The sequence below is a fragment of the Salifodinibacter halophilus genome, assembly GCA_012999515.1.
In the GTDB taxonomy this organism is placed as follows: Bacteria; Pseudomonadota; Gammaproteobacteria; order Nevskiales; family Salinisphaeraceae; genus Salifodinibacter; species Salifodinibacter halophilus.
The window spans coordinates 1-233 of the sequence record JABEEB010000783.1 but is presented as its reverse complement, the minus strand read 5'-3'; the positions used below and the strand labels follow the sequence as shown (position 1 = coordinate 233).

Annotated in this window: 1 protein-coding gene; it reads right to left on the bottom strand. The window is 74.2% G+C overall.

Features of this window, described 5'->3' with window-relative positions; genetic code table 11:
* Positions 1–233: hypothetical protein (locus HKX41_13720; GenBank protein NNC25191.1), on the bottom strand; the 233-nt coding region annotated here is incomplete at both ends.

Here is a 233-nt window from a genome sequence, read left to right as displayed (position 1 = left end):
CAGCAGCACCTGGCCCTGCTCGCCGTCGGCACCGCCGCTGCTGACCGCGAGCTGGCGCACGTGGCGCTCGATCAGGTCGGCGAAGGCGGTCGCGTTGGAGGTCGGCGGCGGCGGTTGCATCGGCGCGGCCTGCTCCGAGCGCATCGCCTGCTGCGCCAGCCACAGGCCCGATTGCTCGGAAGAAGGCTCGCCGCCGCCGCGCTCGAAGCCGACCGTGTAGCGCTGCTCGTCGC